Source organism: Microcoleus sp. bin38.metabat.b11b12b14.051, from assembly GCF_013299165.1.
In the GTDB taxonomy this organism is placed as follows: Bacteria; Cyanobacteriota; Cyanobacteriia; order Cyanobacteriales; family Microcoleaceae; genus Microcoleus.
Genome location: NZ_JAAFKD010000012.1, coordinates 47352 through 70185, shown reverse-complemented (window position 1 = coordinate 70185; position 22834 = coordinate 47352). Strand labels below are relative to the sequence as shown.

Below are 22834 nucleotides of genomic sequence, written 5' to 3'. Positions count from 1 at the left end.
GGACTTTAGTCCTCTCAGGTTCGTAGTAAGGACTTTAGTCCTCTCAGGTTCGTAGTAAGGACTTCAGTCCTCTTAGGTTCGTAGTAAGGACTTCAGTCCTCTCAGGTTCGTAGTAAGGACTTCAGTCCTCTTAGGTTCGTAGTAAGGACTTCAGTCCTCTTAGGTTCGTAGTAAGGACTTCAGTCCTCTTAGGTTCGTAGTAAGGACTTTAGTCCTCTTAGGTTCGTAGTAAGGACTTTAGTCCTCTTAGGTTCGTAGTAAGAACTTCAGTCCTCTTAGGTTCGTAGTAAGGACTTCAGTCCTCTGCATCCAGGAGAATTTAATTCAAGAAGGACTAAAGTCCTCACTACAAACCTGATTTATGATGCGTAATTAACCGGGAATTAATATTAGCCATTAAACAAACCAAATATCTCACGACAAAAGTGTTTGAGCTTTTCTGCCGATTCCGCAGCGGGCTCAGTTTCACCCACAAAACCCCAATTTTCCACCGTAGAAAAGCGCCACTGCTCGCCAGTATGATCGTAACCTGCCACCTCAACCCCGATCGCCCGCCGAGAATCTTCGACCGGATCTTGGTAAAATCGGATTTGGATCAAGATGCTGCGGCTTTGCAACAAGCGACTTCTACCGGGAAAATGGAAGCCAATGTCGATCGAATCTGGATCGACAAGTTCCCTAGTATCCCGATCATTCATCCAAGGTTTCAAATCAACTTTCGCATCCGGGAATTCCGATTTGAATAAATTAACAACCGCAGCAATTTTGCTAGCAACTTCTATATTTCTGGCTTGTTCGGCAGCGTTCACTAGAAATACTCCTATCAAATACAGTTATTACACAATTTAGCTAACAATGTAACTGCATATTGCCTACTTTAAACGGTAAACAGCGGACTTTTTCAGAGATAATTAGACATTGACAAATTTAAAAATATGTGTTAATCACTCTTAGTCTGCGGAGGCAGACTTCGTTCGTGTAGACGCGGTTTCAACCGCCGAGTCCGTGTTTGATTGCCCCGGAGATCCCCCTAAATCCCCCTTAAAAAGGGGGACTTTGAGAATGCTCTTGTCCCCCCCTTATTAAGGGGGGTTAGGGGGGATCTCCGGGTTTAAAAACACGCCGAGTCCCTTAATTCAAAGGAAGTTCGATCGCAAATTCCGTACCTGCACCCAACACAGACTCGCAACTCAGCTTACCACCGTGAGTTTCCTCCACAATTTGGCGGCTGATAGAAAGCCCCAAACCCGTACCCTTCCCGACTCCCTTCGTAGTAAACAAATGGTCAAATATTTGCGCCCTCACCTGGGTTGACATCCCTGCGCCATTATCTTTGATGCGAATCACCACGCTGTTGTTATCCGGCGAGACATGGGTGATAATGGCGATCGTATTCGGTACAGCCTCAATCTCAGCATAACTGCGACCCACATTAAATTCGTCAAAACAGTCGATCGCATTTGCCAACAAATTCATAAACACCTGATTCAACTGCCCAAAATAACACTTAACAGGCGGCGTATATCCATATTCCTTAATCACTTGAATCGCAGGGCGAGAATCCTTAGCCTTCAGCCGATACTGCAAAATCAGCAAAGTGCTATCAATACCCTCATGAATATTTGCCGACACCTTATTCACAGTATCCGCGCGGGAAAAAGTGCGGAGAGACGTACTAATATTGCGAATGCGCTCAGTACCAGACTTCATCGATAACAGCATTTTTGGCAAATCTTCCATCAAATATTCTAGATCGATATCCGACGCTTTCTCCTGCAAATCATCTCCGGGATTCGGAAACTTTTTTTGATAAAGTTGCAAATAATCAATTAAATCCGAACTCGCCTCAGCCGCAGCATCAACATTCCCCGCAATATAACCCAGCGGATTGTTAATTTCGTGAGCCACCCCTGCAATCAAATTCCCCAAAGCCGACATTTTTTCACTCTGAATCAGTCGCAGTTGTGTCTCTTGCAATTCATTCAAAGATTTTTCTAACTGTTGAGACTTTTCTTGTTCCCGTGCGTATAAACCAGCATTTTCTACAGCAATCGCAACTTGAGAAATCAACACTTTGAATACTTCTACCCTCTCTGTCGTAAAAGCTCCTACCGTCAAAGCATTTTCCAAATAAATAATTCCACGTCGCTGCGATTGATAAATAATCGGCAAACAGAGGATTGATTTTGGTTGATATTTCCGAATGTAAGCATCCGCATTAAAAGGTTCGGCAATAGTCGCGTTGTCTAAAACCAGATGCTTTTGACTGCGGTGTACGTAATTAATCGCAGACAGCGGTATATCTTGAAAAGTTTCTACTGGAATAGACGGTAAAAGTGTCACTTGATCCTGAGTAGGAGTGCCCGTAGCTTCTATGCAGAGGATATCGTTTTTTAGCAGCATCAGCACTACTTTTTGAGCCGCCGCATTTTCCAACAAAACATTGATTAACTTAGTCAATAACTTTTCCAAAACAATTTCACTGGTAATAGCTTGGGAAGCTTTGACAAAAGCGTTCAAATCTAATAAATTGCCTAAACTGTTACTGATAGTGCTTCCCGTGGTAGTGCGGGTGACATCGAGGGTTGGAGTTTCTGCGGCCCGCGTTTGTGCTACTAAGAAAGGATGTATAGACTCTAAGTGCTTAACTTTTGCTAGAGCTCCCCAGCGGATATAGCCGTAATAAGCCTTAGTCAGATATGCTTGAGAAATTATCTGTTTTCCCAAAGATAGATAGAATTCTCCGGCTAATTCATAGGCTAATGCTTCTTCTTGAATATAACCGTTTTTGGCAGCGCCTGAAATTGCGCGATCGTACAAATCCATTGCTTGGCAATCATACCCCAAAACTCGCGCTTTTTCCGCTGCTACCAAGTCGTATTTATGTTGATAATTCATCGGAGCATCAACTGCCCATTTTTTCATCTTTTTTTGAAAATTTACCACTCTTTTCAGATATTGCTTTTGCTCCCCTTTGCCAGTTGCTGGATACAAGGCGAGGAGAGTGAGAGAGTAGTAGAAGTTATTGATGGGAACCACATAAAGTCCGGCTGCGGCTTCTTCATATTTCTCAAATAACTTTGAATTCTCCAATGTTTGGGCATAGTTTTTGAACAAAAAATTAAGCATAGCTTTGGCATTATAAACCAAACAAACTAAAAAAAAGCTTTTAGCTGCTATTAGAACGGGGAGCGTTTTTATTTCATTAAAGTTATCGCCGACTAAATGGCATGGTTCGACAGCTTTGCCAGACAAATTTAGGGCTGTCTGTCTCTCTATACTTATATAATTTGAAGAGCTTTCTTGTTTAAGTTGCTGCATTAGTTTCAGATACTTACCTGTCTCCTCTTCAACCAGATTGAGAGGATATCCCATCCACAGTTTATAAGTACAATATACATCAATGCAATAACCCACATATTCCAAATCTCCAGTTTCCAGGCCGATTTGAAAACCTTCCATGAGATAGCCTAATCCTAACTCAATATCTGTTTTCCAATGTTGAATAAAAGAACCAAAGGCTGCATAAACTCTACTTTTAATTGAACCGGATGGAAATCTTTTTAACAGCCTAATTGCGAGTTCGCCGAATTGGTATCCCAAACTAATATCTCCTAGTCTGCACAGAATTATGGCATAATAAACATAGGCAATACTTGCATAAGGAGAATTTCCATATTTAATGCACTGCTTGACCATCATAAATGTCAGCAGTGGTAGCAGTCGGGGCTTAGCCTGGATAGCAGTGCCGAGAATCCCTGATAAAATCCGCATCGCTGCTTGTTGATTGGGATTTGTCATTTCTGGCAAGTTAGCTAAATCGTCAATTCGTTTAAGTCCCAAGCTCAGTTTTGTGTTAATTAATCCAACCACAATATTTAGCGAATTGGGGTTTTTAGGTAAATAAATTCCTAACAATTTAAGGACTTCTAGTCCTGTATTTAGTGCTTCTAAAAGTCTATTTTGAACATTGTAAGACTGGAGTTGAAGTTCATAAGCATTTACTTTTTCCAGTATAGTTTTGGCTTCGTTTATGATGATGTTAACTAATTTTTTCGATTCTTCATAGTTAATGTTTAAATATTCAGCTTCTGCTGTTGACTCGTAAATTACTAACGTTAACTCATACTGACTTTGCCAACAATCCTCTGCTAATAATCCCATAGCCACCGACAAATACCTAACAGCACCTTCATAAGCAGTCGCTACTTTGGCTTTACGTCCAGCTATTAAATTTAATTTTGCTAACTGCGTCTTTTCTGCCGGTTTGCTAATCGTGTCAATTCCGAAATTCAACTGATTCACGATATCAAAGATGTTGTCTTCGAGCTTTTCGTCTGGAGTGTTCTGTAGCAGTAACTGACCGATGTTTAAATGAGTGGATTGCTTTTGATCTTCGGGAATGAGCGAATAGGCGGCTTGCTGGACGCGATCGTGCAAAAATCGATATCCCACCCGCGACGTGTCAAAACTCAGATTAACCGCCTCTGCTTGCGTAAATAGTAAAGGGATGCGATAAGCATCGCTCAAGGGCAAAATTAACCCAGATTGTAAAGCACAATAAAGTTCAGTAGCTGTAGCATTAGCCGACTGTTCGCTGACAATAGATAGCACATCTAGAGCAAATTTATCACCCACACAAGCTGCTAATTTCAAAATTTCTTGCGTGGATTCTGGCAATTTTTCAATCCGAGAAGCTACGAGTTCTACGACACTTTTATCTGTAATGCCAATCGCTTGAATTTCATCGATATTCCAATCCCAGCCTCCTTTAGTTGCATCATCTGCAATGGCATTAAAATCAAATTTCAAAAGATTGTCTTGATATAGTGCTTGGAGTAATTGCGTCAAGAAAAAAGGATTGCCGCCCGTTTTATTCCAGATCAACTCTGCTAGATTTGTGACTTTTTCTGTGCAACTATTAAGTGTGTCAGCCACTAACTCAGTCACATCTGCTAAATCCAGCGGTTGCAGCAGGATATTGTTGACAATTGTACCAGTTTTTTCAATCTCTTCTACAGTCTGAATTAACGGGTGAGTCGGGCTAACTTCATTATCTCGATAAGCACCAATTACTAAGAGATACTGCTGTTCAGGGTCAGTAATCAGCAGTTGCATTAATTTCAATGTTGCTGAATCAGCCCACTGCAAATCGTCTAAAAATATGACTAGCGGATGTTCTTTTTGCGCGAAAACCCGCAAAAATTCTTTAAACAGCCGATTGAAGCGATTTTGTGCTTCTGCCGGGCCGACTTCTCGCACTGCTGGCTGTTTGCCAATTATTAATTCCAGTTCGGGAATTACGTCGGCAATTACTTGGCCGTCTGTTCCCAATGCTGTTAATATTTTGGTGCGCCATGTTTTTAATGAAGCTGCGCTTTCTGTTAGCAATTGCCGCAGTAAGGAGTTAAATGCTTGGATTAATGAGGCATAGGGAATGTTGCGTTTGAATTGATCGAACTTGCCGCTAATGAAGTAACCTTTTGACTTAGTAATGGGTTTGCTAACTTCGTTGACTACGGCGGATTTGCCGATGCCTGAGTAACCAGAGACTAGCATTAGTTCGCTAGTTCCTGATAAGGGCTGGTTTTGTTCTGAGGTTGTTGGTTTTTCTAACAAATTGTTGGCTAAACCCGTCCCTACACGTTCAAATGCTGCTAATAGTTCGCTGACTTGTTGTTCTCTACCGTACAACTTTTGGGGGATTAACAGTTGGCTGAGAATATCTAAGCGGCCGGGGATGAAATCTGTTATTTCCCCTGTGGTTTCTAGCTGATGTAAACAAGTTTCTAAGTCTGCTAATAATCCTGTGGCACTTTGATATCTATCTTCGGCGTTTTTTGCCATCAATTTCATGACAATTTCCGAGATTGGTGCGGGGATTTCGGGATTTATTTGATGCGGCGAAATGGCTTGAACTGCGATGTGGCTGTAAACTATTTCTAAGGGGTCGTTGCTGGGGAAAGGCAATTTTCCGGTCAGCATTTCATACAAGGTGATGCCGAGGGAATAAAAATCGGTGCGGTAGTCGAGGGTGCGGTTCATTCTCCCGGTTTGTTCGGGTGACATATAGGTTAATGTGCCTTCGACTGAGTTGGAATTGTTGAATTGCGGGTTTTCTTTGTTGAGTTTTGTGGCTATCCCGAAGTCGGTAAGTTTTACTTGTTTTGTTTGGGAGTTGATGATGATGTTGCTGGGTTTGATATCTTTGTGAATAATGTTTTGTAAATGCAGGTATTGTAGGGCTTTGACTATTGGGATGGCGATGTTTAAATTTGCTTGCGGACTCAAATTCTCTCTTTCCATGAGTTGGGCAAGGGATTCGCCACCAAAGTCTTCTAAAACCAGTCCTAATCGGTGGTCAAAGGTTTTGATGCTGATGGCTTTGACGATTTGTTCGCTGTCTAAATTTTGGCGGATTTGATATTCGTGTTTAAGTCTGGTAATGGCTTCGAGTGTCGGATATTCGGCTTTGAGCACTTTGAGAATTTTTGCCGCGCCGTCTGTGGCTGTTTGTGCGCGATAGATGATTGTTTCGACGCCTTCGTGCAGAGTAGATTTGATTTTGTATTCTGATAATGTCAACATAATTTAACTTAATAAGTAAAGGCTCTAATTTAGGAATTACGCACGAGAGTTCAGAAACCTGGTTTCTTCGGTGTTGCGTAATTTTTGTAATTGTCAGTAAATTAACACTATTTTAGCTTGACTGGGTGTGATTCAAATCGTGTATTTTTTTGCTATTGGAAATTACTGGTCACAGACACTAAGTGAAAACACGGTACTGTTCGTTGTTGTCAGTGGTAAGTCCGTAGGGTGGGTCAGGGGGAAAATTATGAGTCTTTAGTCAAAACATTGAACCCTGACGCACCCTACAATTACCGGGATTTAAGAACGGTTTTCAATCGGTAACAACCGTAACTTCACTGACATGAACAATTGATTCGGGTTCCGGTAAAATACGGACGCGGGCGAATTTTAAACCACTGACTCCTTGCAGTGATTCTACCATGCCAGTTTGCACTTTTGCTTCTACCCAACCTTCGCGTGACAAGTAGCGTAAATATTGTTGATACTCTTCCCATTCGTCTTCGGTGGAATAAACTACGGTTAGCATTCCTGACTGGGTAATTCGTTCTTGTGCGTCTTTGTCAACGGCTTTTTCTATCCGCTTTTTGACGAGTTCGTAGCGGATGTCGCGAGTGCCTTTGACATCGAACATTTTTTCGGTGTTTTCATTGTGAAATATGTCGATAGTGGTATTCTGTACTAATACTAAATGTGCTAGTTCCATGTTAATTTGGGACTCGGCTTGTAGGCGAAAAACTGTGCGGCCGCAGTCACAAATTGCTCGCAGTTGTTCGTATCGCAAACTGTGCAGGTGAAATTGGCTGAATTTGGGGTCGATCGCCTTTCCGACATATATCATGTGATCCATGCCGTCGGTGCATTCGATGTCGCAGTAGTGGGGGAGGATTTGCTGCATTTTTTCTTGCCAGCGGGCCCAGGTTTCTTGGAGTTTGTTGCCGATCAGGTTGAGCATTTGATCGTAGCGAGTACGATCGCCATAAACGCAGTTGTGTTCGTTTTCGCAGGCGGCTCGGTAAGCTTCAACTGCTGCCAGAACCAGGGGCCCGCACTGCACAAAATAGTCAAAATATACTTCTAAACGCTCGTTTAAATACTCGGCTGCTCGCACTTCCATATCGACTGTTACTTTTTCTTTTAAATGCTCGATGTAGTCGAGCAAGTCGAGCCGCAGTTGCTCGCCGAGGTGGGTAGTTTGTGTTTGACAAACGGCATCGGCTATGGCTAAACCTAAGCGGAATTGTTCGAGCAAATCTGTTTGAATGGCTCGGTTTCTCTCGTCGCTGGAACCGCGGATGTCGGAAATTCCGTACAGCGGATGAACGTCTGCAAATACGATCGTCTCTTGAGGAAGTCCCCAACTCCGCCTTTCTGCTTCTTGGGCGAACCGCCACTCGACTGCGGGGTGGATGTTGTGAATGTGGGTAAACCGCTGTTGGATGGCTTGCCGCAGGGCTGCAATGAAGGCGGGAATGAGTTCTTGGGCGTGTTGGGCGTCTATGTTGTTGAAGTGGTTGGCCCGATCGCACAACAACCCCACGACGCCCAAAATCCGCAGCCCGGTGCCCTCGCGGGTAACAGATTTGACTACCAGGGGCACCAGCAGCATCGATTGAGCGCCCATTTTCCGCAAAGTTCGCTCGCAGTCGGTGCGGCACTCGCGGCGCAAGTCTGGGACGTTCCAAACTTGATTTGCTGCGGTGGCCTTCATAAAGTGAGAAGATTCTAGGGACTGCATTGAATAAAGAACCGGCTGCAAATGTTGGCCGTCTTTGGCAACTAATATCTGTACGTGTTCGCCGTCGGGGCGCATTAGCAAAGTGCCGTCAGCATTAAAGAGCGATCGCAAACAGCGATCGATTCTCTCAAATTTGTCTGGCCGCAGCATGGAATCTCGATCGATCAATAACTGAGTCAGGCGCCGAATTTGCTCCTGTACGGTGACATCAAAACCTTCTAGCAATAGCAAACCTTCGACGCGGTAATTATCCAAATTTAGGCGAGCGGCTAAATTTGCCAGTTGATTCGGCTGCATCAGCCAAGCTTCCCGTTCGGGAACCGACATTAAATTTAAGGGAATATCAGAAAACTCATCAATTTTTGCATCAATCTGAGTAATTTTTAACTGTTCCGAACCCAGCCAAAATTCAATAAATTTAGGTTCTCCACCTGTGGCATTTTTGACACTGGCCGTGACTGGTTCGTCGAGCACGCGCAAACCGTCAAGGTCAATTTGATAAAATAGCTTAAATACCCAGTGTAAAAGGTGGCGGCGGTACAATTGCTCTGCTATTTTAGCATCGCACTCCTCGAACAGTTCCACCAAGCTGATGCCAGTTTCTGCAAACCAACCGTTAGTAGATTGAGCTACCAAAGGCGTTCCCTCCCAACCGGCCAAGCGGCAAAATGCCACGTTAGCATAACGCATGGCAAAAGTTCCGGGTTCCATGACTGCAATTAAAACGCGGCGATCGCCTAAAAATTGAAACAATCGCTCTAAATCTTGTTTCCAAGTTTTCAAACGTTCAATTTCAGTAGATTCACTGGGTACTTGCGCCGCTAAAGCGGACAGTATCTCTTCCATGCTTGGTTCCGGCAGATTTTCAGTGTGCGGCTCTGTGGGAATGATACCTGCTGTTGGCAGTGATTTTACGGAGTTGTTGTTGTTTGGATGGGCCGACGATTTAGGAGTAGACATGAGTAAAACACCTGAAAGCAGTGGATTTTGTTAAATAATGCGAGCGATCGGCGATTTATTGCTTTTTCAAGAACTTAGAGCCTGTTTGTAAAGTTTGTGTATGGGTATCAGAAACTGAGTGTTTTCTCGGGCGATCGGCGCGCGAGAGTTTTACTTTTCTTCACAAACAACCTCTGAGTCTCGACGTTATAGGTGATATTAACGTTTTTACCACCTGGTGGGTAACACCCATTATAAGCGGTAAGCCGTAGCGGATAGTATCAGTCGATTTTAGATTCTAGATTTTAGATTTTAGATTTTAGATTTTAGGTTTGAGATTTTAGGTTGACTGGTGCAGATGAATCTGGGAGATTGAACTAGCGTTTCAAATTTTGGGATATCGACGACTTAATTCTGGGGCTTGTATCCATTTTTGGCGGCGGAACGAGCGATTAATACTATTTAAGTCAGAGGCTAGATACATAGCAGCTTTAGCTTGAATTAGGTAAAGCCGTGGGAATTGCCAATTGCGAATTAGCAAGCAGGTTGTGAATCTGTAATCTAGCAAATAAAGATGAGGGATCATCTCAATTTTCTCGGTATTTGGCAAAAGAATAATTAAAATCTATAATAGAGCTATAGCAATCCTAAATGATTTGTACATATTTGTAGGGGTAGTGCCCCCGTGCCTACCCCCAGCGTCAACTAAAGAGGGCAACCACGGGGGGTTGCCCCTACAAGAATTACACTGATGAACGGACTCGATAATGATTTAGGATTGCTATAGTAGCACTTGAAAAAGGATATACCTATGGCTTTGACGATTAACAATCTCATCAGCGATTTGACTGGATTTCCTGTATTTGCTGGCGGTGGGCCACGGCTTTTGGGATTCCCTACATCAGATGAGATTGACGTAGAGGATGGAAATTTGTCGTCTTTTTCCTGGGGAGTTTGGGGCCTAGACGGCAACGATACTATAGCAGGTTCCTCGGATTCCAACGAACGGCTGTTGGGAAATAACGGCAACGATGTTATCGGCGGTGGGGGCGGAAATGATATCATTTACGGCGGCAAAGATAACGATGCTCTGGATGGAAATGATGGCAATGACGTAGTTAGGGGCGACGCAGGAAACGACCTGATTTTTGGAGGGCCCGGGAACGATATTTTGCGGGGAGGGCAAGGAGACGACGATTTAGACGGCAATGAGGGCAACGATTTCTTGGTGGGCGATCGCGGAATTGACGTACTCACCGGAGGCCTTGGTGCTGACGTATTTGTCCTCAGAAGCAACGAACAATTTGGAGTGAATGGAGCCGATGTCATTACGGATTTTAGGTTTGACGATGGCGATCGCATCGGTTTGACAGATGGTTTAACAGAATTAGACCTCCTCTTCGCAGACGACAATTTGATCGCTTACGACAACGACGGAATTATCAACGATATGGTGATTCTTAACGCCAGAAACGGACAGATTGTGGGGGTTGTTTTAAACACGGATAACTTTGAACTTGTGGGTGCATTTGAACAAGCGAGTCCGTTTGCTTTGGCAGTAAACGGTTCTCAGTTCCAGTTTTTGGCTTAGTTATTTGTAGGCGGACTTTACGGGCGATCGGGCTAGTTTCTAGTATGGACACGGCAGCGATCAAAGCCGTGTTAACAATCAGGTAAAACGTACTCAGAGACTGCTGTTTGGCGGTTTGGCTCTTAACCCCCCCTAACCCCCCCTTGCTAAGGGGGGGGATAAGAATCTTCTCTTTAGTCCCCCTTAATAAGGGGGATACGCGGGGGTTATAGGCTTGGGTCAAAGCGAGATTTCTCATGACTTTTAGGCGATTGTTGACACGGCTTTGGGCGAAGCGTAGCGGAGGGAGTGCTGCGTCCCTACAGTTATGTACCCGTATTATGGAACAGGCATCTTTTGTGTGACTTAGGTTTACAAAAAATAGTTATTATTGTGCAACAGGCCGGACAGCCTGTTACTTGGGGCGCTGCTCAAAGCCCACCCCACAAGAGTTTAAAGAAACAGGATTGTCAACATTAGACGTGCGCCAGTTTAATACCGAAGATGTACGAAATGTACGAAATGTCATAACAATCGCCATTCTCTGAAAAACTCCTACATTTCTACGCTGCGGATATTTATTTTTCACCTATACTTATGCAAAAGCTTATTTCGATCGAAGACTTGCCTGTGAAGAAATTCGGTTTCTAGCTTCGTAGTGCGTAAATCCCGATCGATAATTCAGTTTGCCAAATACCGCTACCCAACATCAATCTCATGATCGGACATACACTTGCAGGACGTTACTATATCCTAGAACTCTTGGGAGAAGGTAGCTTTGGTCAAACTTACCTGGCCCAAGATCGAAAGCGATCGGGCAATCTTCGGTGTGTAGTCAAGCAACTAAAACCGCACAACGATCCGCATACTTTACAAGTAGCGAGACGTTTATTTAAAACAGAAACAGAAACCCTCCACAAGCTAGGGACTCATTCTCAAATTCCTGAACTCTTGGATAACTTTGAAGAAAATCAAGAATTTTATTTAGTTCAAGAGTTGATTGAAGGGAAAGATTTAAGTAAAGAACTTATCCCTGGTAACAGGTTGCGCGAGTTTGAAGTTATTGCCATTTTGCAAGATATCATCGAAACATTAGTATTTATTCAGCAGCATAAAGTCATCCATCGGGATATTAAACCTTCTAATTTAATGAGGCGCAGTTCTGACGGTAGAATAGTTTTGATTGACTTTGGAGCTGTCAAACAGATTAGCACTCAAGTAGCTAACTCTATCGGGCAAAGACCGGCAACTGTTTCAATTGGTACACATGGCTATATGCCGCCGGAACAAAAATTAGGAGATCCTAACTTTTGTAGCGATATATATGCTGTGGGAATGATTGGTATTGAATGTCTGACTGGTACATTTCCCAATCAGTTACCCAAAAATGCTGATGGTGAAGTTATTTGGCGCAATCAAGCAGAAGTTAGCAACGATTTTGCTAAAATCTTGGATAAAATGGTGCGATCGGATTGCCACAAGCGCTACCAGTTAGCCTCCGAAGTGTTGCAAGATGTTAACAAGTTAAGAATTTCATCAAATCCCCCTCCGGCAGCTTCTACTTTATTATCATCACCTTCTAACTTATTTACATTAATGAGTACCTGGACGCGAGAACATAAAATAGGTTTAGTTGGTATTATTTTGGCTGTCATATTTGGCGTGTCAGCCGTATTTACACCAGAAATTAGAAAAATTATGGGATTGGAGGATGCCGATCGTTTTACGAGTTATGAAAATTTGGAAAATTCACTCAAGATGAAATATCCCGGAAATTGGGATAAACAAGCACTGTCTAATGCTGTTTCTCAAGAGGTTGTTAAATTTATTTCACCTATACAAAAAGATGGCGATCGCTTTCAAGAACAGGTAACTGTCATGGTTGAACGTAGTAGCAATAAGACCCTCGATGACTATACTAAATCATCTAAACAAGAAATATTAAAGTTAGATAAAAATGCCAAAATAGTTGAAGATCGTGAATCTACTCTGGCAGAGCAAAGCGGGCATAGAGTTGTTTATACAACAAAACAAGGCGATCTAGATTTGAAAAAGTTGCAGGTTTGGACTCTGAAACACGATCGCGCTTATTTGATTACTTATCAGGCTGAAGCAGGGAAGTATGAGGAGTTTTTGCCAGTTGTTGAAAAAATGATTAAGTCCGTTGAAGTTCAAGGCGGCAAATAATTTAAGGTTGTTACATCCATTGCAAGAGGAATTTGCAGGGACACGGCAGTGCCGTTTCCCTACTATCGGAATTTGCAGGGACACGGCAGTGCCGTGTCCCTACAGATATGACATTCAATCTTTAATTAAGGTTTTGTGTCTGTTTCATTCTCGATAGGAGAAACATTTGGCTCAACCGTTGCTTCATCTAAATATATCTCCACATCAACAGCAGCAGATCCATCTTCAGATAGAACATATCCAGCCGCCAATGCGCCACGATCCATTAATCTTTGCAAAGTCTGGTCAGCATTAGCTCCCTGCTTGAGGGTGAATAACAAATTTATATTTGTACAACGATCGCTTTTTTTAAGAGCTGCACATACCACTGGTTCTCCATTAAGCCTTCCAGGTATGATATATTTTAGATTGCCGTTATCATAGTTTCGCTGAAATCTCCTAGCCACTTCTTGGCAGCGTCTTTGTGCAGTCCACGGTGGCGGAAAATAGTTGTGAGAAACCCAGCGAATCATCGCGACGTTACCCCGCACAGTACGCATTAAAGTAACAGGCTGTTTGTTGAGTATGCCGCAGAAGAAATTACTGTTTTCTGCATTGCTTGGTTGACAAATAATAATATTTGTGATTGTCGAGACAACTAAGCCTATCAAAATTTTGTACTTCATGGTAATGCTCGCATTCCTCACAACATCAAATATTGATATACCGCGCCTTACTTTAACAGAGATTGTCGAAAATTACTATAAATTATCTCACACAGTTCTATATATTTGCAACCAATTAGGCATGATGTACGAAATGTACGAAATGTCATAATTATCTGGCAACGCATAGCATATTTGGTTTGAGGTCATTTTATTTCGCATATACTATTCGGAGTATAAAAAATCTCACTCTTCAGCAATTACCTATGAATAGGGATTATTCGCGGTTTGATTCCCTCACCAGTATCCTAGCAGGAACGGTAACACTAGCAGGAATAGTCATCTTTGTACAAGCACCAGTTTTAGCAAAAACTCCGCAAGAAATTGCCGAATTAGCTAATTCGGTCAGCGTTCAAATTAACGGTCAATCTCCCAATCGAAATTTAGTGAAGAGTGGCTCTGGTTTTATTATTTCTAAACAAGGTACAACTTATACTGTACTGACAGCTAATCACGTTGTTGAGAATACCGAGCCTACCTATACGATTCGCACTTCTACAGGAAAAGATTATCAAGTAACCAGTTTTGTTCGCTTGCAAAAAATTAACAACGATCCGGATTTAGCAGTAGTAACTTTTAATAGTACAGATTCTTATCCTGTCGTGACTTTAGGTGATTCCCAACAAGCGGGCGCTGGCACACCAATGTTTGTGTTTGGCTATCCAGATCGCTTAGGAAATAAGTCTGGAACTAAGCGCAATTATGAGTTTGTACCGGGATATGTTACCAGTCGCCTTTCAGCTCATCGACGCGGTTATACGTTGCGTTACATTGCTGTAACTATAAAAGGAATGAGTGGAGGGCCGATATTTGATGGGGAAGGACGGGTAATTGGAGTTCATGGGGAAGGGGAACTAGATTTTGTCACTAACGATCAATCGTTTGAGGGGCCTCTCACTAAAACTGGATTTAATTCTGCGGTTCCTATTAATACTTTTATCGCTAAACTATCGGAAGCTGGTTTAAATCGATCGGCACTTTTAATCAATTCCTCTCCCACCGCTAATGCGCCTCTGAAACTCAACAATCCCCCAGATGCTAAGACTTATTACGTTCGGGGTTTAACTCGGTTTGATAATGGAGATGCGTCAGGGGCTGTTGCCGATTTTAGCAAGGCGATTCAAACTCAATCCGATTATGTAGAAGCTTATTTTTATCGGGGACTGGCGTATTTTGATTTGAGGGAAATTCCCAGAAGTATTGCTGATTATAGCAAGGCGATCGCCCTAAATGCAGGTTATGTCGATGCGTACTACAATCGGGGGCTGGTTTTGTCGGCTATGGGCGATAAACCGGGGGCGATCGCAGATTATACTCAAGTCATCCGTCAGGATCGAAACTTTGCAGCGGCTTACAACAACCGAGGTGTAGCGCTTTCGGACTTGGGCGATCAAAAAGGGGCGATCGACGATTTCAATCAAGCACTGCAAATCAATCCAGGTCGCGCTAACACTTATTTTAACCGAGGATTAGCGCTTTTTCGCATCAATAACGATCGCTCTGCCCTAGCTGATTACACCCAAGCAATTCAACTCAATCCCAGCTATGCTAAGGCTTATGCTAATCGAGGAATTACCTTGGTGAGAATGGGAGATAGGCCAGGGGCGATCGCGGATTTGCAGCAAGCCGCCCGTTTGTTTCGGGCTCAAGGGATGAGTGCAGATGCTCAAAAAGCATTAGATTTGATTGGTCAATTGCAAAAATAGCCCCACCGAATGTAATTCCGATGCTCCACAAACAAAGTCCGCCTGCGCGGACTAAAAATCTCTTTAATTCTTCAGTCCGCGAAGGCGGATTTCGTGTGTGTAGTAGCGGTTTCAACCGCCGAATCCTGCAAAAATAGCCCCACCGAATGTAATTCCGATGCTCCACAAACAAAGTCCGCCTGCGCGGACTAAAAATCTCTTTAATTCTTCAGTCCGCGAAGGCGGACTTCGTTTGTGTAGTAGCGGTTTCAACCGCCGAATTTGATTCGAGATGAGATAATTCCCTTAAAACCTCACAGTCACCAAAATCACCCGCCGAGGCTGATTTTCAGCTTCAATAGTATACTCAACACGTCCAAAACCTTTCGGCCCCGGTTCAACTAAATCGTAGCGAGAAGTCACCGTCCCCGCCGCTGTGTCATATTGAGCAAAAACAGCACCAGGATTTCTCCCAGCAGACGCATCGCTATCACCTCCCCAAGAACTCAAATCATCCAACCTTGAGCGAGTTGGTAATAGGGAAGCCGCGATTTCTGGCGGTGTTAATCTTTGATCAGCTAAGACTCTTTGGGCGTTATCAATGGCGCACATTGTCGGTCCAGAAATTTTGGAATCACTGTATTGATCTTCATATTTTTGTACGAAGCCAAAACCGACATTCGGGCCAACTTTATCCTGTCTTTGCCGCCCCCACAGCCGACTGGTATCGGCCGCATTCTTAGAACCGCTGCCAGTTACGGCTAATTCGGTTCTTTTGCTGGTAAAATTGCGATTTACAAATTGTTTGTCTGCCGTGCGAATAGCGTTAGCGGCGGCTGATTCTATTTTATTGCTAACATTACTATTTCCTTGTAAGATTGGTGAGAGAACGCCGGGAATGGGCTGTGCTCCACAATATTTTTGAATACCGCTGAAAACGCGATCGGCTGATAAGGCACTAATCGGAAATTCTAGGGAATAAGCTTCGGCAGGTTTAGGGAAGAAAATGCCCGATGTTGCGGAAGCAGCAAAAGAAGAGCCACCCCAGATGATGATACGATTAAATTGACGGCGGCTGATACTCATAATTTATCGACCTCCTGGAGAGGATGCCCCCGGCTCAATTTGAGCTTTCATAAACCAGTATCTACCACTACCGCAATTTGTGGCTCTAGCACAAAATACTTCTACTGCTAGACTTTTGCCATTACTAATATTTACTAGCATTGTATGTACTTTACCTCTATCGCCAGTGCGAGAAGCTACTTGATTTCCATCTACATAGACATCTATTCGTGCTGGTGGGGCTTGCGAAGTGTCAGGAATCGCAAACTCGAATCGGAGAGAAGCGGGGCCACCTGGAAGCCTACAAGTTAAAGCGGTATCAGGGTTAATGTATAAAACAGTGGTGTAAATTTGTCTGCCTACAGAAATATCTCGTTTCTCAGCACCCCAATCACCCGATCGCTTAACACATTGGAGGTCTTCCAAAGGAATGGGGCGCTGGGCTTGTGCCACTTGTGCGCCAACAGTCCCTAACATCACACATAACATCCCAGCGAGAAACAAACCGCTGAGCCACCGAACTCGCTTCATAAAATATATTGCCAAAACTTTAATAAACTACTATAAAGGATGAGCTGTGTAGGAAAAGTCCTGACTTTAGATCGATCGCAAAATCTAAATTGTCTCATTTGTACGAAATGTCAGGTACAATAAATCGTGTAAACTCCAGCGTCTCCTTTATGTATGGATATTGCCGCAGCTTTAAAACTGGCTGATGACCTAGTTTTTGTCCAAACCGGAAAGCGCTTAGATTATGTGCAAGAAGCTATCCTGCGGGGAACTCTCAAAAAACGCACCTACACGCAAATTGCTAAGGAAGTTTACTCAAGTTCAAGTCATGTGAGAAATGTCGGATCGGAACTCTGGAAAATACTTTCTGAAGGATTGGGCGAAAATATTACTAAAGCTAGTTTGAAACCAATATTAGAAAAGGGTACATTTTATAATTATCAATCAGCTATTGTTGAAAATATAACAGGTGAGACTGTAACAGTTAATAATAAGCTTAATATTTGTTCTAAAAAATCCCGTGAAGCGCAGCTATCCCGTAGGGAATCGCCCAAAACACCCCAAAACCCGCCACCAACAGCCAAACAGCCCCGCATCGACTTAAGCGACGCACCGGAAATCCTGACATTTTACGATCGCACTTCCCAACTCACCACCCTCGAAAACTGGATTTTAGCAAGTCGCACCCGTCTGATAGCGATCCTAGGATTGGCTGGAAGCGGCAAAAGTGCGATCGCCCTCCAACTCATCCCACAACTTCACCACCAATTCGACTGCATCATCTGGCGAAGTCTCCGCAACTCTCCACCACTGAGTGCACTCCAAACCGACTTAATTCAATCCCTATCGCCGCAGCAAGAAACTAACCCCCCCAACCCCCCCTTATCAAGGGGGGGCGAAGAGATTCAACCTCCTTATCCCAGGGCGGGCGAAGAGATTCAACTTCTTTCTCCCCCCCTTAGCAAGGGGGGGTTGGGGGGGGTAATAGACTATTGGGGCGAAGAGATTCAACCTCTTTCTCCCCCCCTTAGCAAGGGGGGGTTGGGGGGGGTAATCGAATATTTGCGATCGCACCGCTGTCTGATCATCCTCGATGATGTCCAAACAATCTTCAGCAGCCAACAACTAGCCGGAAATTACAAACCAGGCTATGAAAATTACGGCGCATTCTTCAAACAAATAGCAGAATCCTGTCACAACAGTTGCTTAGTTTTGCTCAGTTGGGAAAAACCCCGAGAAATTGCAGCATTAGAAAACTGTGACAAAAATTGTCAAACATTGCAACTCAACGGTTTAGGCGAATCAGCACGAGAACTCTTCACAGAAAAAGGTTTAGCTGAATCAGAAAAGTGGTCAGAATTGATTGAGCTTTACAACGGCAATCCATTGTGGTTAAATATAGTATCGACAATAATTCAAGACTTATTTGATGGAAAAATTTCAGCATTCTTATCCTATGATAGCCTAGTTTTAGGAGATTTAGAATATTTATTACACCAACATTTTCAGCGGTTGTCGCAACCAGAAAAACAGGTGATGTCCTGGTTAGCCAATGAAACCGCAGCAGTGGAAATCTCAAACAAGCCAAGGAATCTCGAACTATCGCCGTCAGAATTCCTCAAAGCCTTGGAATCGTTGAGACGGAGGTTGTTGATAGAAAAAGTGCCTTCAGGCGAGTGTTCGTTGTTTACTGTCCGGCGGGCGATCGCAGAATATGTAAAAACCAACATTAAATAACAGTAAAATATTCAAACCCATCAGGATTAATCTGCATTCATCAGCCGTTAAAAAATAAAAATATCAATAAACTGGAATACTATCTAACAATGTTGCGATCGCACTTAAAAAAGGTTTATAATGCGATCGGTGCGTAAAAATATGATGTAGCTTGGAAAAAAAGGGTGAGATGCGTGTTATTAGCCGAAAAATTCTGCGAGATTTCTGTGCAAGCCATGCGGATTCCTGCGACGCACTTTATGACTGGTATAGAGTGTCAAGTAAAGCCCAATGGCAGAACTTAATTGATGTTCAGCAAACTTATCCAAAAGCTGAGGCAGTTGGAAATTTTACTGTATTTAATATTAAGGGAAATCGCTATCGGCTGATTGTCGATCTAATTTACGCTTCTCAAAGAATCTACATCAAATATATTTTAACTCACGCTGAGTATGATAAGGATGAGTGGAAAAATGATCCGTACTTTTGATGCAAAATATTATACAGATTTGCTGGTTAAATATCAACCCAAACCGATCGCAAATGAAGCAGAAAACGAGGTCGCGATCGCTCTCGCTCGCGAACTGGAACACCGCCCCGGGCGATCGCTGGAGGAAGAGCTATTTCTGGAGCTTGTGATCACACTCATCGAAAAATTTGAATCTGAAAATTATCCGATTCCCGCAGGAGATTCAGCTTCAATGTTGCAACATTTAATGGATGCGAGAAATTTAGACAAATCTGACTTGATTCCCCTTTTGGGAACGGAAAAAGCGGTTGAGGAAATTATGCTCGATCGAAGGGCTATCGAAAGAGATGAAGCTAGAAAACTCGCCGAGTTTTTCCGAGTCGATATTAGCTTGTTTCTCGAAGCGCAATCGCAGGCCGTATAACTGCAAAAGCGTTTAAATAAGATAACAAAACATCCAAACCAATCAGCGTTAATCCGCGTTCATCAGCGGTTAAAAAAACCAAAAATCTAACTTTCTCCAGAACTTTGGGCCAAACAACCCCATTTAGCCCTAAAATTAAAAAGACTGACTAGCCAACAAAGCCCTATGTTTGAAGCCCTTGCCGATCGACTCGAATCCACCTGGAAAAAACTGCGCGGACAGAATAAAATCTCCGAATCCAACATCCAAGACGCCATCAAAGAAGTCCGCCGCGCCCTCCTGGAAGCCGATGTCAACCTCCAAGTCGTCAAAAACTTCGTCACAGAGGTAACAGCCAAAGCACAAGGGGCAGAAGTCGTTTCAGGCGTCCGTCCCGACCAACAATTTATCAAAATCGTCCACGACGAACTCGTGCGCGTCATGGGGGAAACCAATGTACCCCTCGCCACCGCCGAATCTGGGCCCACCGTCATCCTGATGGCAGGTTTGCAAGGAACCGGGAAAACCACAGCTACCGCCAAACTAGCCCTACACCTCCGCAAGCAAAATCTTACCGCACTGCTAGTCGCGACGGATATTTATCGACCCGCTGCGATCGACCAATTGCTCACCCTCGGCAAACAAATCGACGTACCCGTATTTGAATTAGGCACTGATACTGACCCCGTAGAAATTGCCCGCCAAGGCCTCGAATACGGTAAACAACTAGGCGTAGATACCATCATCGTCGATACAGCAGGCCGCCTGCAAATCGACCAAGACATGATGGCAGAATTGTCCCGCATCAAACAAACAGTACAACCCCACGAAACGCTGTTAGTTGTTGATGCCATGACTGGCCAAGAAGCAGCAAATTTAACCCGCACCTTCCACGAACAAATCGGCATTACCGGCGCCATCTTAACCAAATTAGACGGCGACAGTCGTGGTGGTGCAGCCTTGTCCGTGCGGCAAATATCCGGCGCGCCGATAAAATTTGTCGGCGTCGGCGAAAAAGTGGAAGCATTGCAACCATTTTATCCCGATCGCATGGCATCGAGAATCCTCGGTATGGGCGATGTCTTGACGCTAGTCGAAAGAGCTCAAGAAGAATTCGACATCGCCGATGCCGAAAAAATGCAAGAGAAAATGCTCACGGCAAAGTTTGACTTTACCGACTTTCTCAAGCAAACCAGACTATTAAAAAACATGGGTTCCCTCGGCGGCATCATGAAAATGATTCCGGGGATGAACAAACTCTCTGACGAACAAATGCGGCAAGGCGAAGTGCAGCTAAAACGCACCGAAGCGATGATTAATTCGATGACAGTTGAAGAACGTCGCAATCCCGAACTGTTAGCAAGTTCTCCATCCCGCCGCCGTCGCATCGGTAAAGGCGCAGGCTACGCAGAAAATGACGTAACAAAACTCGTCAGCGACTTCCAAAAAATGCGTACCATGATGCAGCAAATGAGTCAAGGAAACTTTACAGGAATGGGAGGATTGCCGGGAATGCCGGGAATGCCGGGAATGCAAGGAATGCAGGGAATGCCCGGCCAGAAGAAAAAGAAAAAAAACAAGCCTAAAAAAGGTTTTGGTCAGTTGTAAAAAACGGCTTGTAGTGAGGACTTCAGTCCGCAAAGTTTTGGTTAGTTATCAAAAAAGGTTTGTAGTGAGGACTTCAGTCCGCAAGGTTTTGGTTAGTTATCAAAAACGGCTTGTAGTGAGGACTGAAGTCCGCATCAAAGAGAGGACTGAAGTCCTCACTACAAACCTATAGATAGAAGGGGTGGGTTAACCAATTGCTTGAAAAGATATCCAAAAAATCAAAAACTGGCCCCACTCCACTCAAAAACAAAGCTTGTAATTGAATATGGTACAAACATTTACTGAACCAGAAACCATATCTCTAGAAGTGCCAAATTCGATCGCCCTATTAGTCACCGGCGAGCAATTCGAGGCCCTAGCATTGGCAAATCCCGACTTGAGATTAGAAAGAACGTCACAAGGAGAGTTAATAGTGAATCCACCCACCGGAGGAGAATCAGGTAGTCGCAACCTTAGCATCAGCGGACAACTCGATCGTTGGTGTGAAGCAAACGAGGATTTAGGAGAAGGCTTTGATTCTTCTACCGGATTCATCCTCCCTAACGGTGCTCGCTTTTCTCCCGATGCTTCCTGGGTGAGTAGAGATCGCTGGGAAGCGCTAACACCAAAAGGACGCAAAGGCTTTGTTCCTCTGTGTCCCGATTTTGTAGTAGAATTGCGATCGGCCTCTGACAGTCTCTCGCCCCTCCAAACAAAGATGCGCGAATATATGGAAAACGGGGCGAGATTGGGCTGGCTAATTGACCCGCAAAACCAACGGGTAGAAATTTATCGACAACAAGCAGAAGTAGAAATATTAATTAGTCCAGCCGAGTTGTCCGGTGAAGATATATTGCCCGGATTTGTGCTCTCTTTGAGGCGAGTGTGGCGATAAATAGCTGCTGCTTTAAATTTTTCATTTCCACAAACAAGCTCTCTAAACGCTTTGAATCGCTGCTCTAAATTCGCGCATTGCCTGAAGGTGATTTTCTATATTGATACACCGTGCCAATAGTAGCACATCTAAATCTGGGAGTACCAAAGAGCGATCGACCTCTGCATATCCATCTTCCGAAAGCGAGTACAAACGCAGCCTACCATTTTCCCAAAACCAAACCTCTGGAATTTGCAGGCGTTTGTAAGCTTCCAACTTATTAATCCCGCCGCTAGTCACCACCACTTCCACCACTAAATCAGGACGTTCTCGGTTAGCACCCAATTCGTAAGACAGATCCGCTTCTCGCTTCACCTTTCCAGATTCACTTTCCAGCGTCACCGAGCCGGTTGGAGTAAAATCAATCCCTGCATATTCCAAATACAGATCCACGAGCGTTGAAATCCGCTGTTTGGCGGTTTCATGTTTTCTTCCAGGCATACGTCTAATCTCCAATACCCCATCTAAAAACGACAGCCTCACTCCCGGGCGATCGAGCAACTGTTCAACAGCTTTAAACTCTCTCCAGCTCATGCCGTCAATTAAGATTGGTTCATCGACTCGTTCTAACTTTTCTAAAGTTGTCGTCATCCCCAGCCCTCCTTACTCAATCCCATCTTAATTATAAACTGTACTGCATTCCAATTTTATATTTTTTTAGCCCTATCGAAACCCGTCATAACGCGATCGGTCAAACCCTCAACCTCCAAAGGTTCGTAGTGAGGACTTCAGTCCGCAT

The 22834-nt window shown here is 43.8% G+C and carries 16 protein-coding genes; 8 read left to right on the top strand and 8 right to left on the bottom strand.

What is annotated here, in order from left to right; all coding sequences use genetic code 11:
- Positions 1–389: 389 nt before the first annotated feature.
- From QZW47_RS14635 to QZW47_RS14620, 4 genes are all read right to left on the bottom strand, one after another.
- The gene (locus QZW47_RS14635; RefSeq protein WP_293128171.1) at positions 390–809 is read right to left on the bottom strand and encodes a hypothetical protein; all 420 of its coding nucleotides are present in this window, start codon (positions 807–809) and stop codon (positions 390–392) included.
- Between the two features lie 322 nt (positions 810–1131).
- Positions 1132–6588 (bottom strand): ATP-binding sensor histidine kinase, encoded by a 5457-nt coding sequence (locus QZW47_RS14630; protein ID WP_293128170.1) that lies wholly within the window; start codon positions 6586–6588, stop codon positions 1132–1134.
- Between the two features lie 313 nt (positions 6589–6901).
- Entirely contained in the window at positions 6902–9286 is a 2385-nt protein-coding gene (locus QZW47_RS14625) for a GAF domain-containing protein (RefSeq protein WP_293128169.1), read from the bottom strand.
- Positions 9287–9650: 364 nt separating this feature from the next.
- Positions 9651–9851, bottom strand: coding sequence for a hypothetical protein (locus tag QZW47_RS14620; protein WP_293128168.1), 201 nt, complete (start codon positions 9849–9851; stop codon positions 9651–9653).
- 225 nt (positions 9852–10076) lie between these two features.
- Here QZW47_RS14620 and QZW47_RS14615 point away from each other — a divergent pair, with 225 nt between their 5' ends.
- Together QZW47_RS14615 and QZW47_RS14610 are read left to right on the top strand one after the other, a co-directional pair.
- The gene (locus QZW47_RS14615; protein WP_293128167.1) at positions 10077–10856 is read left to right on the top strand and encodes a calcium-binding protein; all 780 of its coding nucleotides are present in this window, start codon (positions 10077–10079) and stop codon (positions 10854–10856) included.
- 696 nt (positions 10857–11552) lie between these two features.
- Positions 11553–13022: a serine/threonine-protein kinase gene (locus tag QZW47_RS14610; RefSeq protein ID WP_293128166.1), complete on the top strand. Its 1470-nt coding sequence runs from the start codon at positions 11553–11555 to the stop codon at positions 13020–13022.
- 125 nt (positions 13023–13147) lie between these two features.
- On the opposite strand, the gene QZW47_RS14605 is transcribed toward QZW47_RS14610, so the two are convergent.
- Complete coding sequence (locus QZW47_RS14605; RefSeq protein WP_293128165.1) at positions 13148–13687, bottom strand: COP23 domain-containing protein; 540 nt, start codon at positions 13685–13687, stop codon at positions 13148–13150.
- Between the two features lie 245 nt (positions 13688–13932).
- Here QZW47_RS14605 and QZW47_RS14600 point away from each other — a divergent pair, with 245 nt between their 5' ends.
- Positions 13933–15432, top strand: coding sequence for a tetratricopeptide repeat-containing serine protease family protein (locus QZW47_RS14600; RefSeq protein WP_293128164.1), 1500 nt, complete (start codon positions 13933–13935; stop codon positions 15430–15432).
- Positions 15433–15717: 285 nt separating this feature from the next.
- Here the strand turns inward: QZW47_RS14600 and QZW47_RS14595 are convergent, their stop codons facing one another.
- Together QZW47_RS14595 and QZW47_RS14590 are read right to left on the bottom strand one after the other, a co-directional pair.
- Positions 15718–16497, bottom strand: coding sequence for a Tat pathway signal protein (locus QZW47_RS14595; protein ID WP_293128163.1), 780 nt, complete (start codon positions 16495–16497; stop codon positions 15718–15720).
- A gap of 3 nt (positions 16498–16500) precedes the next feature.
- Positions 16501–17007, bottom strand: a complete 507-nt coding sequence (locus tag QZW47_RS14590) for a hypothetical protein (protein ID WP_293128162.1) — start codon at positions 17005–17007, stop codon at positions 16501–16503.
- A gap of 153 nt (positions 17008–17160) precedes the next feature.
- Between QZW47_RS14590 and QZW47_RS14585 the strand changes: the two genes are divergently transcribed.
- From QZW47_RS14585 to QZW47_RS14565, 5 genes are all read left to right on the top strand, one after another.
- Positions 17161–18723 (top strand): ATPase, encoded by a 1563-nt coding sequence (locus QZW47_RS14585; RefSeq protein ID WP_293128161.1) that lies wholly within the window; start codon positions 17161–17163, stop codon positions 18721–18723.
- Positions 18724–18892: 169 nt separating this feature from the next.
- Positions 18893–19192, top strand: a complete 300-nt coding sequence (locus QZW47_RS14580; RefSeq protein WP_293128160.1) for a type II toxin-antitoxin system HigB family toxin — start codon at positions 18893–18895, stop codon at positions 19190–19192.
- Positions 19164–19595 (top strand): transcriptional regulator, encoded by a 432-nt coding sequence (locus tag QZW47_RS14575; protein WP_293128159.1) that lies wholly within the window; start codon positions 19164–19166, stop codon positions 19593–19595. The genes QZW47_RS14580 and QZW47_RS14575 overlap by 29 nt, the downstream gene beginning before the upstream one ends.
- A 165-nt stretch (positions 19596–19760) precedes the next feature.
- Positions 19761–21182, top strand: a complete 1422-nt coding sequence (gene ffh / locus QZW47_RS14570) for a signal recognition particle protein (RefSeq protein ID WP_293128158.1) — start codon at positions 19761–19763, stop codon at positions 21180–21182.
- A 265-nt stretch (positions 21183–21447) separates the two neighbouring features.
- Positions 21448–22056, top strand: a complete 609-nt coding sequence (locus QZW47_RS14565) for a Uma2 family endonuclease (RefSeq protein WP_293128157.1) — start codon at positions 21448–21450, stop codon at positions 22054–22056.
- Between the two features lie 42 nt (positions 22057–22098).
- Here the strand turns inward: QZW47_RS14565 and QZW47_RS14560 are convergent, their stop codons facing one another.
- Positions 22099–22686 (bottom strand): Uma2 family endonuclease, encoded by a 588-nt coding sequence (locus QZW47_RS14560; protein WP_293128156.1) that lies wholly within the window; start codon positions 22684–22686, stop codon positions 22099–22101.
- Positions 22687–22834: the final 148 nt, after the last annotated feature.